General features: G+C 61.7%; 10 protein-coding genes. 3 read left to right on the top strand and 7 right to left on the bottom strand.

Annotated elements, in window-relative coordinates; translation table 11 throughout:
* Positions 1 to 443: 443 nt before the first annotated feature.
* Positions 444 to 2,084 carry an outer membrane protein assembly factor BamB family protein gene (locus tag SAS01S_RS01925; RefSeq protein WP_157082621.1) on the top strand — a complete coding sequence of 547 codons (1,641 nt, stop codon included), beginning with the start codon at positions 444 to 446 and terminating at the stop codon, positions 2,082 to 2,084.
* 159 nt (positions 2,085 to 2,243) lie between these two features.
* On the opposite strand, the gene SAS01S_RS22060 is transcribed toward SAS01S_RS01925, so the two are convergent.
* From SAS01S_RS22060 to SAS01S_RS01900, 5 genes are all read right to left on the bottom strand, one after another.
* Complete coding sequence (locus SAS01S_RS22060; protein ID WP_157082620.1) at positions 2,244 to 4,088, bottom strand: glycosyltransferase; 1,845 nt, start codon at positions 4,086 to 4,088, stop codon at positions 2,244 to 2,246.
* A gap of 44 nt (positions 4,089 to 4,132) precedes the next feature.
* Positions 4,133 to 4,792, bottom strand: a complete 660-nt coding sequence (locus tag SAS01S_RS01915; protein ID WP_066803936.1) for an ABC transporter ATP-binding protein — start codon at positions 4,790 to 4,792, stop codon at positions 4,133 to 4,135.
* Positions 4,789 to 5,592: an ABC transporter permease gene (locus SAS01S_RS01910; protein WP_066803933.1), complete on the bottom strand. Its 804-nt coding sequence runs from the start codon at positions 5,590 to 5,592 to the stop codon at positions 4,789 to 4,791. Before SAS01S_RS01910 ends, SAS01S_RS01915 begins: the two co-directional genes overlap by 4 nt.
* Positions 5,589 to 6,704 carry a KpsE/RkpR family capsule polysaccharide export protein gene (locus SAS01S_RS01905; protein ID WP_066803930.1) on the bottom strand — a complete coding sequence of 372 codons (1,116 nt, stop codon included), beginning with the start codon at positions 6,702 to 6,704 and terminating at the stop codon, positions 5,589 to 5,591. Before SAS01S_RS01905 ends, SAS01S_RS01910 begins: the two co-directional genes overlap by 4 nt.
* A gap of 113 nt (positions 6,705 to 6,817) precedes the next feature.
* Positions 6,818 to 7,945 carry a polysaccharide biosynthesis/export family protein gene (locus SAS01S_RS01900; protein ID WP_245656716.1) on the bottom strand — a complete coding sequence of 376 codons (1,128 nt, stop codon included), beginning with the start codon at positions 7,943 to 7,945 and terminating at the stop codon, positions 6,818 to 6,820.
* A gap of 386 nt (positions 7,946 to 8,331) precedes the next feature.
* Here SAS01S_RS01900 and rfbA point away from each other — a divergent pair, with 386 nt between their 5' ends.
* A complete protein-coding gene (gene rfbA, locus SAS01S_RS01895) occupies positions 8,332 to 9,204 on the top strand; it encodes a glucose-1-phosphate thymidylyltransferase RfbA (protein WP_066803924.1) in 873 nt (290 codons plus the stop codon).
* Between the two features lie 46 nt (positions 9,205 to 9,250).
* Here the strand turns inward: rfbA and SAS01S_RS01890 are convergent, their stop codons facing one another.
* On the bottom strand, positions 9,251 to 10,561 hold the full coding sequence (locus SAS01S_RS01890) for a capsule polysaccharide biogenesis protein (protein WP_066804080.1): 1,311 nt from the start codon (positions 10,559 to 10,561) through the stop codon (positions 9,251 to 9,253).
* A gap of 337 nt (positions 10,562 to 10,898) precedes the next feature.
* Here SAS01S_RS01890 and SAS01S_RS01885 point away from each other — a divergent pair, with 337 nt between their 5' ends.
* The gene (locus SAS01S_RS01885) at positions 10,899 to 12,296 is read left to right on the top strand and encodes an LTA synthase family protein (RefSeq protein ID WP_245656715.1); all 1,398 of its coding nucleotides are present in this window, start codon (positions 10,899 to 10,901) and stop codon (positions 12,294 to 12,296) included.
* On the opposite strand, the gene SAS01S_RS01880 is transcribed toward SAS01S_RS01885, so the two are convergent.
* On the bottom strand, positions 12,277 to 13,053 hold the full coding sequence (locus SAS01S_RS01880) for an SDR family NAD(P)-dependent oxidoreductase (RefSeq protein ID WP_066803921.1): 777 nt from the start codon (positions 13,051 to 13,053) through the stop codon (positions 12,277 to 12,279). The two genes, SAS01S_RS01885 and SAS01S_RS01880, sit on opposite strands and share 20 nt — an antisense overlap.
* Between the last annotated feature and the right edge of the window lie 7 nt (positions 13,054 to 13,060).

Below are 13,060 nucleotides of genomic sequence, written 5' to 3'. Positions count from 1 at the left end.
TCTAGGGTCCGGACCCATGAACGGGATTCCCAAGCGAAGGGACGATTCAAGGCTTCCGGTTAGGAGGCTTGGAGATCGCAGATTCTTCCGGTTTCGAATGCGCAGCTGTCGCGGATCGCGCCCGCCCAAACGGCATCGCAAGGTCGTCGAACGCGTATTCTGTCGCTTCAAGGGACCGGCGTGGCGTCGCCATAGGCCTTGAACCGCAACGTCAGACCTACTTGGCCGCCATGTGGCGGCCCTAACGAGCCTAGACCTTAGTAAAACTGGCACCGTAATCGCCATAAGCGAATATGGAAATTTTGGGGAATTTTGCTTGTATGTCAATCTTCGTGCTAGAAAATACATGGGGCACAATCACTATCCATGCATAGTCTACAAGGCCGGCGATCAATGAGAGGCGAGCATGCCTGGCGGCGGCCCGGCGCAGCGCGCATTAGGGGATGATCATGCGTTCCAGATATGTGGCATCAGGTTGCTTGATATTGATATTCGGGACGCTGGCGGGATGCGGCGGCGACGGCGCGCCAGTGGTCACTGTGCCAGGCGGGGGGAGTCCTACCCCCACCCCCACCCCCACCCCTACGCCTGCCGCAACATTGCCGGTTACGCTGTCGGCCTCGTCGGCGACTGTAACCGTGGATGAAGGACAGGCCGCTACCTTTGGGTTCACAGCGACTTATACCGGCAGCAGCTCACAACCGGTCGTCGCCGACGTTACAATTGGCAGTAAGCGCTATGTGCTCGACGCCCCCCCCACAGCATCCGGCACCAGCTTCCCTGTTGCGCTGAAACTGCCGCCGTTCAGTCCGGGCGGGCAGGAAGCGAGTACAGTAACGTTTCGCCTATGCACGTCCGCGGATTGCGCCACTGTCTATCCCGGTTCGACAGCTTCTTTTGCGGTGTCTCTGGATGTGCGGTTGAAGGATTGGGGAACCTTTCAACGCGATGCGGCGCATACCGGCTATGTCGCGGTAAAATACAAGACCACCGATTTCACTACAGCATGGAGTATGACGGACTATTCGTCGGCGGGTTACATCCCGACTCCAATCGCGGCTCGGCGCGGCAGGGTATTCGTCAACATCCAGACTCAAAACGCATCGGGAAATCCTCGGACGCTCGCGATAAATTCGCTGTCGGGCACGCAGGACTGGGCGTTCGATACCACTCAGGGCTATGTCAGCCCGCCCAGCTACGCCAATGGTCGCCTGATCCATGCGGCGAGGAACTTGACCATATTTGGCACTGTCTCGATGTATGTGCTGGGCGCCGATGGCGGCAACCGTCAGCGCGAGCTACCCATTGCCGGCCGGTTCGCGGCCGACGGCACTCCGATGGCGCTCGACGATAACGTGTACTACGCGACGGAAGGGTATTATGCCGGTGGCCAAGACGGCAATGTGATCTACAGCTACGATGCCGCCACCGGCGCGCGCCAATGGCTTGGCCAACCATTTCCATCGGGAAGTGGGATTGTTCGGGAAGGAGAAAGCGTCGCGGCGGACGGAAAGTTCGTCTATTTCTTCAGCGCCGGCTCTCTGTTCGCCTTGTCGCGGACCACTGGAGCGATCGTCCATGCGATCCAAAACCCGTTCGTTTCCTCGGGCGGTCCCAACTCTTATTATGGCGGCCCCATCCTCGACGGCACTGGGCGCGTGTTCACCTTCTCCGACTACAGGGCCAAAGGGCAAGTATTGCCGTTGGTCGCGTTCTCGATCAACAGCGATTCGGTGCTCTGGCACAGCAGCCGGAGTTATGCGGGGGAGCCGGCGCTACGCGACGGAAAGCTGTACGCGATCCGCGCGAACAGCGCGGTCGTGGACATAATCGACACGACGAACGGATCGGTCACGGCATCGATCGACCTTGGGGCCGACAAGGGGATTCTGACCAGCAACGTGGTGGTCACCGGCAGCCATTTGTTCGTCGCCAGCGATACCACGACATACGCCGTCGACCTCGAACAGTCGGGAAATCCGACGGTATGGTCGGCGCCGCATGGAGGTCCGCTTGCGATCACACCCGACAACCTTCTGGTCGTTTCCGCGTCGGGAGGGATTTACGCATATCGCCTTGCCTGAGTGCGCGAAAGAAAAACGGCTGCTCCGCAACTCAGGATAGGCCACTGCCTGAACTGAAAATACCTCGGTGAATCCGGACCCTTATCCGCGCTGACCGTGAATGGTGGAGGCCGTTCACCTAAAACCGAAAATACATCGCAGAGATTGAGGCGTCGTCTATTAGCGCGGCGGTGGCACTTGCCAAGGGTTGGCCTCCGCCGACAAGCGGATGTGGCGACAGATGTCGGCTATCTTTGGCACGACATATCCGTCGAAACTGCAATCTTCTCGCGTCCAGAGCGGATTATAGCCGGGATCAGCTATCGCCGCGTCGCCCCAACGGGCAAGGAAGATATCGAGTTCGCGTCTCACCCGTCGCCGCTTGGCGCGGCTGCGATTGAAGCCGCGCGAAACTGATTCGTGGTGCAGCGCGGTGATCGCGCCGGTATAGATCACTGCCTTGCCCATCGCTCGCACCCTTAGGCACATGTCGAGGTCGGCAAAATCTATCGCTAGGCGCGCGTCGTCGAATCCGCCTATCTCCTCGAACAGGTCCCGTCGCGTCGCTATGAACGCGCCGGTGACAGCCGCGGCCTGCCGCGTGGCGGCCCAGCGACCGGCCGGCCCGTCGCAGACCGAGGAAATCCAGCGGCCTTCGTGCTGTGGTCCGTCGCCCATGCCAAACACAAAACCCGCATGCTGTATCGTACCATCGGGGTAGATCATGCGAACGCCGACGACGCCGTTGAGCGGGTCATTCAGCAAGTCGGCCAGGATATTGTCCCAAGCCGGCGTGAGCATCTCGGTGTCGTCGTTGAGGAACAGGAAGTGATCGCCTTCGGCGGCGGCCGCTCCGAGGTTGTTCGCGCGAGACCAATTGAAGGGGGCTACAAAGGGCACGACGCGTGTTCTCGGCCGCGCGGCGAGCTGGCTGAGCAGCGCAACCGTCTCGGGGCGCACGCTGCCATTGTCGACGATCACGAGTTCAACGCGATCGGGGCGCGCCGCTGTCGCGAGCAGCGTTTCGACACAGCGTTCGAGCAAGGCAGGATTATCGCGCGTGGGAATGATTACGGATATGCGCTGTTGGTTTGGTGTCGTCTCTGGCTGCAGTCGTTTTTCGGGGTTCGGGGGTAAGGTCCCGAGAACCAGCGGTATGTGCGCCAGGCGCTGATCCGTCCCAGCGGTGAAGCGTTGCGCTTTCAATCGCGGGCCGTATCCGGGCTGTGAGAACCAAATCCTGTCGGCCATGGAGTATAAGGTTGGCGCCCCTCTTACCCGAACGCCGTTGGTATCCAGGACGAACTGGTCATGATCGCTATAGATCACATCTGCCTCGGTCGTACTGGCCGCCCAGGCGATCCATCCGAGCGCCTGGGGATGGAGCTCGGTACCCGCCTCAATCATCAAGTCCCAAGTGCGCGGTTCAACTGCGCAGTGGCCGCCTCGGTCTGTAACGCTCGCTGTCCAATGCGCGTAACGTTGCATCCGAAGGCTGCGCAATGTCACCTCGGTCGCCCCGGTCGCCTCGGGGCAATCCGGGAGCCCGGCGATGTGCACGCGGAGCGCGGGCGCGGGCAATGCCTCGGGAGCTTCCAGGTCAGTCAACAGTCTCGCAAATGCGGGATAGTCGGCGAGTGCGTGGATATGGGGCCGCGTGTTGGGCGCGGCGTCGCGCGCGCCGTACCGGCAAAGCTGCGCGCCAGCGGCGCGAGTTGCGCCAAGGGACGACGCTTTTTTGAGCGCCGTGATCGCATCGGCGCGCCGACCGGCGCCACGACAGGCTCGACCAAGGGCGAGATAGGCCTGGGGACTGGTCGGCCTCAAGCGGCTTGCCTGCGCAAAACAGTCGATGCTCTCCTCATAGCGCTCGCTCAGGCGCAATGCGGTGCCTAGGGCGATCGCGACCCAATACCGGCTTGTATGTGCGGCCCCAATGTCGAGCAGGCACTCCGCAACGGCAGACCAATGCCGTGGTTCCATCGTCGCCCAGGCTCTCGCCGCTTGAAATGGCAGCGCGGCCACACTTGCGAAGGCTGCGAGCGACCGCGGCAGACCTTTAGGCACGCTCACTGAAGATGGATGGCCCGGTGGTAGAATTCGTACGCCTCGTCCGCGTCGTCGAAGCTGGAGAGATGGCCCTGCGACAGAACGCACAATTTCGAGCAATGCTCACGCACATATCCCATATCGTGCGATACGATGATCAACGCACGATCGGCGCGTTTATCGAACAGCTCGCGCTGGCACTTCTCGTGAAAGCGCGCGTCGCCCACCGAAACGACCTCGTCGATCAGGAAACAGTCGAATTCGATCAGCATCGACAGCGCGAAGGCGAGGCGAGCACGCATACCCGAGGAATAGATACGCATGGGCTCGCGCAGATAGCTACCCAACTCGGAGAATTCCTGAACATATTCAACCTTGTCAGTAGGATCGATCCCATAGATCCGACAGATGAACCGCAGATTGTCGTAGCCGGTCAGCGTCGTCTGGAATGCTCCGCCGAAGGCGAGGGGCCATGACACCGACATTGTCCGTTCGATACTGCCCGAGGTCGGGCGCTCGGCACCGCTGAGCAGGCGGATCATGGTCGACTTGCCGGCACCGTTGCGGCCAAGGATGCCGACCTTCTGGCCGCGCTCGACCGTAACGTTCACGTTCTTCAGGACTTCGTGCTGGCCCTGCGAGGTATGATAGCTCTTGCAGATATCATGCAGCCGGATCATTCGGGAGTAACCTCGCGACTGATCTTGAGCATTTTGGCGAGGCCGAGCACGGTCAATACCAAGTTTGCCTCAGCCATATACGCCATATCGTAATGCGATACGATGACCGAGCCGAAGAAGCCCTCGCGTATATACTCCACCCCATTGATCATCGGAAGCCAGAGGATCGCGTCTTGCCCCTCCTTAGGGAGGGTATCGACGATGAAGCCAGCGCCCGACAACGGCATGATTATGTAGGCAAGAGGGTGCCAGAGCTTCTCGATGATCTCGTAATCTTCGGCGAGTGCGCCCAGGAGAATCGCGAGCGCGCAACCGAACCATGTCAGCATCAGCCAACCCTCGATGACCTTCAGCAGGTCTTCGGGCAGCGACATCCAGTCGAACGTCGCGAAGATGATCGTCAATGCGATGAACGATATCGTGGCGCCCATGAATTCGATCAGCAACCGCGAGACAAAGACGTCGATCACCTTGACTTGACGGTGATACATCAGTGAAAGATTGGGCTGCACCGATCCGATCAGCCGCCCTGGCATGTTGCGCCAGAGCAGGATGCTCGAATAGCCGGTGACGGCGAAAGCCGTGATCGGCAGGGCGCTCACGTGGTTCAGCTTGAGGCCACCCCAAAGCAGCGTGACGGCGAGTGTGAACAGCATAGGCTCGACGAAAAGCCACAGGAAGCCAATATTGTGTCGGCCATAGCGTGTGATCACCTCGCGCATCATCAGCGCATAGATCACCCGGCCCTGAACCCTGAGCGCCTCGAAGATCGACGGTACGGCGGGGGACGGCGTGTTCATTGCGCGTGCTCTTTGATCCCGGCGAACAGCATGCTGAGTACAGCCCAGGCAATGAAGCTGAACATCAGGGTCGAGAGGATTCCCCGCCAGCGGCGTGGCTCGATTGGATAATCAGGCAGGTTCGGCTGCACGATCCGCTCGACATAAGCGTGTTTGCGAAGCGCCTCGTTTTCAGCATCCTGAAGCGACGCCATTGCCGCCGCGAGTTGTTTGTCGGCAAACTGGCTTTCGAGTGCTAGGCGCTGATATCGAGCCGCCGTGCTGGATAGCGAACGCGATCCGCCGGCCACGGCACCGAGTTGCTCTTTGATGGCGGCCTCCAGCCCATGGATCTGCGCCTGGAGAACCTCGACCTGCGAATTCTCGGGCGCAATGGTGCGCAATTGCTGGAGCTGGGTGCGCGCCGCGATGAGTTCGTCCTGCAGCTTGGAGATCATCTGAATCTGAACGGTCGCCTGCTTCTCCGGGTCGAGCACACCTTCGCGGTTCCGGAAAGCCGAGAGGCCGAGTGCTGCGACACGCGCTCTTTCCTTGGCGTCCTCGACCTCCTTGAAAGCCGTTTGGATCAGATCCTGCCTGGCGCGATCGTTGAGGCGATTGACCGTTGCTTCGGCCATATCGAGCAGCTGCCGATTGAACCTAGCGGCATCTTCGGGCCGGAAGGCGCGCACTGAAAGCGTCGTGATCGACGACGTCGCGTCATGATCCGCATGCACCTTGCCCGTATAATAGCTGAACATGCCCTCGAACGACTTCGAGAAGCCGAACGGGTTCAACCGATCGAAGACCGAGATTGAGCCCGCGCTATAGGCGTTACGAAAACTGCCGTCCTTGTCGAGAGCCCGCAACGCATCCCGCGAAAGCACGAATTGCTGCGCTGCGAAGACCTCGTCCCCCGCAGTCGAAACGCCCACTCCCTTCAGCAATACGCCGAAGCTGCTGGCTGCGGGTTTATCCGGGCTGCGAACGACGAAGCGAGATTCCGAAACATAGACGTCGGACGCCAACAGACCGAAATAAAGGATGGAAAGCAGCGTCGGTACGACGACCACGATCAGGAAGAGGCGATCGATTCGGCTGGCCCGTCGCGTCAGCGTGTCACGAAAACTCATAATTCCAGATCAGTTCTTTTCTTGCGGTTTGAGATGAGCACGCGACAGAAACCGCATTGAATACGGGGCGATGAAACTGGGCGGCAACACATTCGTCAGAATCGCGTCAAACGCTAGGGTGCCACAGCAGCCGCCGTAGCGACCGGCAACACGGCGGAATAGAGCACGCTGATAAACTTCTGGATATCCGCGAGCGGCGCGTTCGATACGTAGAGCACGTCCTTGTTCCGTATCGGAAAGGATTGCGAAATGAACAGCGATGCCGGATCGCTCAAATCGACCCGATAAATCACCGGGACTTTGCCGTCAGGTGTCAAATGGGCGGTTTGTACCGTAGCCGTGGGGAGCGCCGCAGGATCCTCGAACCGGAAGATGAAGACGCCCTTCACGTTGGCCCGCGCATCTTGCAGGCCGGAGACACGGCCGAGCGCCTGCGATAGGGTGATACCGGTCGCTTCGAATGGCAATTCCTCGTTGCGTCCGGTCGCACCGAGCGCGACGAAACTGTAAGGCTGGAAGAGCGCGGCGACTACGTCGTCGGGTCGCAAGATGATGTTCTGCCGCGGATCACGAATGATCGTGTCGAGCGGCATCGAAACCACTTTCGCCCCCCGTGTGATCTGGATCGAGGTCTTGTTGAGCGGTTGCTTCACGCCGCCGACGCTCGCCAGCACATCAAGTAGGCGCTCGCCCTTCGTGGTCAGCGGAACGCGCGTGCTGCCGGCGACGTCGCCCACCACCGTCACTGCGCTGGATACGTTGCGCACGACCCGCACGATCACCTGTGGCTGATGGGCCTTGCCGATCAGCCGCCGGGCGATCTCGCGTTCGATATCGGTCGGCGTGCGGCCGACGGCGTTCACGGCACCGACGAACGGCACGATCACCTGACCTTCGGCGTTGATCATCTGCTCGGGAATTGATGTGCCGCGCGCGGTGGAACTTGACGACGTCAACCGGGGATCTCCGCCGGTCATGCCGAACAGCGCCGCGGGCGGGGCTTCCCAGATCGCGATATCAAGCACGTCGCCGGCACCGATGATGGCGCCGATCGGCTTGCCCGGGCCTAGCGTATCGGAGAACTGGCTCGCATGGCTGGCGTTGATCAGGCCGCGTGCGATGTCGTCGGTCACGTCGACGACCGCGATCTTTGAATTGCCCAGCGCGGACGAATTGGCGTGCCATACCGCGCGCGAACTCGGGCCTCCGCCGGGCGCAATCGCGCAGCCAGAGGTCAGCAAGCAGACTATCGCTACGCCGAGACGCGTAAAAGCCTTTCGCCGCGGCGGGCTACCGAAATTTAATACCGAAAAACAACGCAAAATCTATCTCTGCCCTTTTTGGCCGGGGGGCACATCTCGGCGCCGCGATAGCGATCCGCCGCACCCAATGCAATGGTCGAGCCCCCCGTCGTCGCCATAGGTGCGACGATCCGAGCCGGTGGGTTTCGTCGGCCTGACGCCCGGTACGAGCGGCGGTTGCTGGCCGGTGAAGGGCTGGTTATCAGGGGTACGCTGCAGGCGCCGCGGAGCAAGAATGGGAAACGCTCCGTCGAGCGCCGGACCTGAGCGATCGGTGAAATAATCCGACGGCATATTCAGATCGAAATGATGGAGAAGAGTTCGCTATGAAAGGAATAATATTGGCCGGAGGTTCGGGCACGCGACTCCATCCCATGACGTTGGTGACATCGAAGCAGCTCATGCCCGTCTATGACAAGCCGATGATCTATTATCCACTGTCCACGCTCATGCTCGCCGGAATTCGCGAAATCCTAGTGATCTCGACCGAACGCGACACGCCGCGCTTTCAGGAGTTGCTGGGCGACGGGGCGCGATGGGGCCTGTCGCTGAGCTATGCCGTGCAGCCCAGCCCAGATGGCCTGGCGCAGGCCTATATCATCGGTGCCGATTTTGTGGCCGGCGAGCAGTCGGGCCTGATCCTGGGCGACAACATCTTCTTCGGCCACGGCATGGACCAACTGTTCGATTCAGCCAAAACGCGCACTCAGGGAGCCACGGTATTCGCCTATCACGTGATTGACCCGGAACGTTACGGGGTGGTCGAATTCGACGCCGCCATGCGCGCGCAGTCGATCGAGGAAAAACCGCACGCGCCAAAGTCCAACTGGGCCGTCACAGGCCTTTATTTCTATGACGAGCACGTGGTGGACATTGCCGCCAACCTCAAGCCTTCCGCGCGCGGCGAACTTGAGATTACCGACGTCAATCGAATTTACCTCGAGCGCGGCGAACTCGCCGTCGAGATCATGGGCCGGGGTTTCGCATGGCTAGATACGGGCACGCCAGACAGCCTGCTCGAAGCGGCCGAGTTCGTTCGCACGGTCGAAAAGCGCCAGGGTCTGCGGATTTCGAGCCCTGAAGAGATCGCGTTTCGAATGGGCTTTATCGACCAGGCACAGCTTATCAGACTGGCAAGCGACCTCGGAAAGTCGCGATACGGACAACATCTGCGGATGGTGGCGGAAGGCGGTCACTGATTGCGCAATCCCAGTCGAAGAAATCCGGCGAGGCATGCAAAAAGGCTCAATCCCGAACCAACCTGCCCTTCGTAGGCAGGGGCGAACCCGTTTGCGCGACCGAGCGCGGCTTCAACGGGCTTGCCGCCTCTAGCCGGGCGATCACGCCCTCGGTGACCTTGGCGAGTGCCTCCTCGGAGAAGAACCCACCCGCCACGAGACACCGATCGATCAACACGCGGCGAAAAGCCGCGAAGGTTTCGGTATCCGGCTTGCCTGGATCACGCCAGAAATCGTCAAGGCCTCCCTGAAAAGTGATGCCCTCGATATCGTAGACCGCCTGGCCGAGCGTGATCACCGGCACATCGAGCGCCAGCGCCAGCGTGCCGCTGGTGCTGTTGATGGTTACCATGCCTTTGGAGCGTTGCGCGACCGGTACGATATCGCCGCTTTCGAGGTAATCGACCCGGTCGGCGACGCCGTGGAGTGCGGCCAGTGTTTCTGTTTCAAGGCGCCAGTCGCGCACGCCGTTATCGAGCGGATGCTCCTTCACCACAAGCCGGAGATCCGCAGGGGCGTTGGCCGCGAACGAGGTGATCACCATGCGTAGCGCGTCGGCAATGCCGGCAAAGGAGGAATGCAGTCGTATCTGGGCATCGGAATCGAGCTGCAACGGGAAAATCACATAAGGGTCGCCGCTTGCCTCGAGGCCGGCAAGCACCTCTTGTGTCCGTGCGGCCGCAACCTTGCGCCGCATCAGCTTACGCGTCCAGCCCATACCCTCGACCAGTGGGTGCCAAGGCCGATGATTCTCCCAATAGGGGTAGCGCCACCGCGTGAGCACGTCGGCAACGTTATAGATGAGACCCTCCGTGGCACGGCGGCGGAACGAAGACGGCACCGGATGGTGTTGGGGAGCCGGTGGCAAAGCGGCCGCCTGCGCGCGATACCAGGCTGGATCGCGCGGCAAGGTCGAATGACCGTTGACGCCGCCAAGTTCGAGCGTGACCCAATCGGGGCGGATATAGCCCTCCTCGAACACATGGACGGGAACATGCAGATCACGGCAGACGCTGATCGCTGCCATATGCATCGGACGGCAATCTCCGAAGAGAACGACGTCGGTGATCTGACGATCGGCGATCAGCGAGGCAAGCGCTGCCGGCCATTCAGCGGGCGAACCACGATAGTCGATTCCGTTGGGTAACCCCCAGAAAAACCGATCACCCCCATTGAAGTTGACCTTGTGTACGCCGTAACCGTCGCGCCGCAACGCCTGTCCGAGGCGGCGGAACAGCGGCCCCATCAGGCCCTGCAACAGCAGGACGTTACGTCGGGCAAGCGGCCGCGCCTCGCCGGGGGCCGCGACCTGCGGCATCACTTCCGGGCCGCCGGTAAACATTTCTGGCATTAGTACTTTTCTCTTCCGAACCGGCAGCGACCCCTCACGTGCCGATCCCGCGGATATAGATGGCGGCGCCTATTTCCAAGTCGTGTCTCGACCAACCGAGGCCGTGACAGGCGCCGGGCTGCCCGCTATGGACAAATCACCCTTCTGTAACCGCTGCCGGACGGCGTGGCTCAATCGAGACTGACGGCGCGACCATCCTGTGACGAACGGTTTGATTTCTCTTTTGGCGATGTTGGCGGCATCGTTGTTGTTGGACGCGACCGTACGTCCGCGCTCGGGTGGCCTACGACATTGGCAAGGAGTCTTGCTTCACCTGCTGGTCGTGACGGGCGTGTTCGCGCTGTGGTTGACCGGCTTCGGCAACGCAACGGCCGCGGCAGTCTTGGCGATCGCTGTGATGGCGCTCTTCACGGTCGCCTCCAACGCGAAGTACAAGATGCTGGGCGAGCCACTCGTCTTCTCCGATCTGGCGTTGATCGTCGGGATATTCCGCCACCCGCGCTTCTATTTCACGGCGATCCCGGCGCGTCAGCGCTGGGTAGCGGCTATCGGCGCATTGCTGGCGGTGATCGCGCTACTGCCGCTCATCTCGAGCCGCCCGCAGCCCCATTTGGTTGGAGCCGGGCTATTACTGTTGGCGAGCGGTGCCTTGTGGTTGTTACTGCGCGCCGAATGGTTCGCTTCGTTGGTGACGACGCCCGACCTAGCGGGTGATGTCACCAGATTCGGCTTGATCGCAACGTTGCTCCTCTATTGGCAGCGCTGGCGGCATACGCCCGACCCTCAGCCTTCCTCACCGCTTGCGGCGATCGGCAGCCTCGTGGGTCCAGCAGTTCCCGAATTCATCGTCATCGTCCAATGCGAATCGTTCGCCGACCCCGGCGAGATCACGGGTGAAGCATTGCCGGCACTGCCCGGGCTGGATCGCGCCCGGGCGATCGCTTGGCAGCAGGGCGACCTTCATGTCAGCGGATTCGGTGCGTACACGATGCGTACCGAATATGGCGTGCTGTTCGGGCGCAGCGAAACCGCGCTCGGCTTTCGGCGCTACGATCCCTTCCTGACCGCGCAAAGCGAGGCCTCCTACGCGCTGCCGGCGCGCCTGGCGGGGGCGGGTTATCGAAGCTCGTTCGTCCACCCGCATGACATGCGCTTCTACAGCCGCGATCGCTTGATGCCCGCGATCGGCTTCGATGAGGTGATCGGCGAAGCGGATTTTGCGCCGATGCCTCCGGGCGGCGGTCGTTACGTCGATGACCGGACGCTCGGCGCGACGCTCGTCGATCTGGCGAGCCGGGCCACGACACCGAGGCTGATCTATGCCGTAACGATGGAGAATCACGGCCCGTGGGACAGCGACAATGCGCGGGACGCGACCGGACGGCTGGATGCCTATCTGGGTCGCCTGCGGAGCAGCGACGCTATGTTGGGCGACCTCATCCAATATCTGTCGACTGACGGACGGCCGGCGCTGCTCGTCTTCTTCGGCGATCATCGGCCGAGCATTCCGGGCGTGACCGCTCCGGGCGGCGCGAGGCACACGCCCTATGTCGTCGTGCGGTTCGACGTCGGCGGGCAGATCGTGACTGGCGATTCCGCGGCGGCCGACCTGACGCCGGCGACCTTGCATCATCTGATTCTCCGGTGCGTCCAACCTGATGTCGCGACGCCCGATGCCGCGCTCAATCGCCCGGAGGCGTGAGCGCGAGGAGCAGCCGGTCGCGCAACGCTGGTGGCAGCAAGCGATCGACCCAGCGCATCACGATGAACGGCCAGGGAAAGATTGCGTGCGCCCGTCCACGCGCCGCCGCCCTTGCGATCCGCGCCGCAGCATCCGAGGATTGCAGCGCGAAAGGCCGGGAGCCGGCAGCCTCTGGCCCGCCTGGGGTATCGATGAACCCGGGCGAAACCAGCGTTACGCCGACGCCATATTGCTTCAAACCCAGCCGCAAAGCCTGGGCAAAATGTGCGATCCCAGCCTTCGATCCGGCATAGGCGGCGGCAAAGGGCAATGCGTGAAACCCAGCTGCCGACCCGACCAGCACGATCCGGCCTCCGCCACGTCGCGCCATACGATCCCCCATCGCAGCCGCGAGCGCAGCAGCAGCGACAAAGTTCACCAATCCCAAGCGGGCGACTTGCGCCGCATCCTCGACCAGGTCGCCAGGCGCTCGTGTGTCGCCCCTTCCGGCAACGAACAGCGCCAGATCGATCGCGCTCGCGTCGTCATCTTGCTCGATCGCAGCGATCGCGGCCGCGCTGTCCGACAGGTCAAGCGAGCGAACCGCAACTTCTGCCCCCGCCCCGCGGCAACTCGCCGCGACCGCATCCAGCCGTTGGCGATCGCGGCCCCATAGCAGCAGGGTGAGACCGGGCGCGGCATAATGACGCGCCAGCGCCGCTCCCAACCCGCTCGAGGCGCCGGTGATCAGGATTCGATTCGGTAATTGCCCCTTCATGGGTGGG

It is taken from the genome of Sphingomonas asaccharolytica NBRC 15499, from assembly GCF_001598355.1.
Classification (GTDB): domain Bacteria; phylum Pseudomonadota; class Alphaproteobacteria; order Sphingomonadales; family Sphingomonadaceae; genus Sphingomonas; species Sphingomonas asaccharolytica.
Note: the sequence above shows the minus strand (reverse complement) of the source record. Positions and strands in the feature narration are given on the sequence as shown.